The organism is bacterium, assembly GCA_024224155.1.
In the GTDB taxonomy this organism is placed as follows: domain Bacteria; phylum Acidobacteriota; class Thermoanaerobaculia; order Multivoradales; family JAHEKO01; genus CALZIK01.
This window is the reverse complement of the sequence record JAAENP010000443.1, coordinates 1-2,015: the sequence shown is the minus strand read 5'-3', so window position 1 is coordinate 2,015 and position 2,015 is coordinate 1. Positions and strand designations below refer to the sequence as shown.

General features: G+C 60.7%; 3 protein-coding genes. 1 reads left to right on the top strand and 2 read right to left on the bottom strand.

The window, feature by feature from the left end:
- Together GY769_21630 and GY769_21625 are read right to left on the bottom strand one after the other, a co-directional pair.
- The coding region (locus tag GY769_21630) for a hypothetical protein (protein ID MCP4204519.1) at window positions 1–224 on the bottom strand (224 nt) is incomplete at its 3' end.
- 89 nt (window positions 225–313) lie between these two features.
- The gene (locus GY769_21625) at window positions 314–577 is read right to left on the bottom strand and encodes a GntR family transcriptional regulator (GenBank protein MCP4204518.1); all 264 of its coding nucleotides are present in this window, start codon (window positions 575–577) and stop codon (window positions 314–316) included.
- 180 nt (window positions 578–757) lie between these two features.
- On the opposite strand from GY769_21625, the gene GY769_21620 reads away from it, so the two are divergent.
- Window positions 758–1,822: an IS630 family transposase gene (locus tag GY769_21620; GenBank protein MCP4204517.1), complete on the top strand. Its 1,065-nt coding sequence runs from the start codon at window positions 758–760 to the stop codon at window positions 1,820–1,822.
- Window positions 1,823–2,015 lie beyond the last annotated feature (193 nt).

The following is a 2,015-nucleotide window of genomic DNA, read 5'->3' as shown; positions in this document are numbered from 1 at the left end:
TCGGTGAAGCCGAAGTCCTTGGCCAGCCGGAACAGTGCTTTCTTGTCTTCCAGCGTATGGCCGTGGGCGGACGCGAGCGTCGCCTCGCGGAACGACATGTCGATCACGCAGGGGACCACGTCCCGCAAGCGGGCCATATTTCGGTCGATCTCTTCGCGTGCCGCCGCAAGCACGGCGCGGTCGTCATCGTTCAGAGAGCTGCTTTCGGTGATGGACTCGGTCATCGGAGCCCCTCTTAGGCAGTGCGGGTTGGGAAGCGGATTTTCGAATTCTGTATTTTCACGGTATTCTCTCTGGCCTCGGGGCGGGGCCTTCAGCCGGCCTTGCGCCGTTCGAGGGGCGCGACCTGGGCGCCGCGATTCGGCAGCAAGGTCACGAGCTGCTCGGAAGCAAGCCGGACGATCGCCTCGCGCACCGGTGTCCGCGATACGCCCAGAGACTTTACGATCGCCGCCTCGTCGAGCTTCGAGCCGGGCCGCAGCTCCAGACGCCAAATCTGGCCCCGCGGGCGCTCGTAGACATATTGAACGCCCTGACCTCTCGGCTGCTTGATGGTGACGTTGCTGCCGCTGTTCACGACGATCCCCTCGAACCGCTCCCGTCAAGGCAGCCCCATCGGACCGGGGCCGGCCTGTCTCGGCGGAAATCCCTTGACTTCGAATTCGAACCTCACTGAGGATGAGATAATATACCCCGACTCTGTGAGATAGCGAAAATTGGCTTGCCAAAGCTGTTTTGAAGGATTCGTGTGGGCGACATGAGTCGCGCGGGATTTTTGAGCACGACGGAACGGGAAGAGCTGATCGAGTTGGCTCGCATGGGTTCGGTCGAGCATCGGCTGGCGCGGCGCGCGAATTCTCTTGTGCTGCTTGACCGGGGGATGAGTTGCGAAGATGTGGGGTCTGTGCTTCTGCTTGACGACGATACGGTTCGGAGTTGGTACCGGCTCTACAGGGAAGACGGGCTCGAGGGTCGGGCCGGGTTCGGCTACGAGGGCAGCGCCTGTCATCTGAGCGCGCGCCAGCAGGAAGAGCTTCAGGCATGGGTTGGCGAGACCTTGCCGCGCACGACGCGGCAGGTTGGGGCGTGGATCGAGCGGGAGCTCGGCATCGTCTATCAGAGCCGCTCGGGCTTGATTGCCCTGCTTCATCGTCTGGGCATGGCACACCGCAAGCCTCAAGCGGTGTCACGGGAGCTCGACGAGGCCAAGCAGAAGGCCTTCATTGCAACCTACGATGCCCTGTTGAATAGGTTGCCCGACGACGAGGCGGTGATGTTCGCCGATGCGGTGCATCCAACCCATGCAGCCCGACCGGTGGGCTGTTGGGCTCCCAAGGAGACCAAGGTCGCGGTCGATCAGACGAGCGGTCGCCAGCGCATGAACCTTCACGGTGCGCTCGACCTCGAAACCGGCAAGACCCGCATTGTGGAAGTGCTGACGGTCGATGCCATGAGCACGATTGCGCTTCTGACGGCGATCGAGGCGCTTTATCCGGTAATGCGGCTGATCCATGTGTTCCTGGACAACGCCCGTTACCATCACGCCAAGCTGGTCCAGGAATGGCTGGCCCAGCCGGGGCGGCGGATCCAGCTCCACTTCATTCCGGCCTATTGTCCGCACCTGAACCCCATCGAACGCCTGTGGGGGCTCATGCACAAGAACGTCACCCACAACCGATGCTATGCCACTTTCAATGGTTTCTGCGAGGCCATGCTCGGCTTTTTGAAGGAAACTGTTCCTAAAGATTGGAACGCTTTATGCGATGAAGTTTCGGATAGTTTTCGCGTCATATCACCCAAGGATTTTCGGGTTCTGACGTGAGCAGGGTATATCATTCTATTTTTTCGTTCTACCGGCCAACGTCAACATGGCGGTGCAGGGTATTCAGCCCGCCAGCTTTCACAGTCCGGGGTTTCTGCCTCGGGCGTTTCTGCCATGGGCCTGGCCGCCATTCCAGCTTGTCTTGATCTACCGGGCATGGCGGGTTTCGCACTCGGTCTGCATTGGAGAGGCG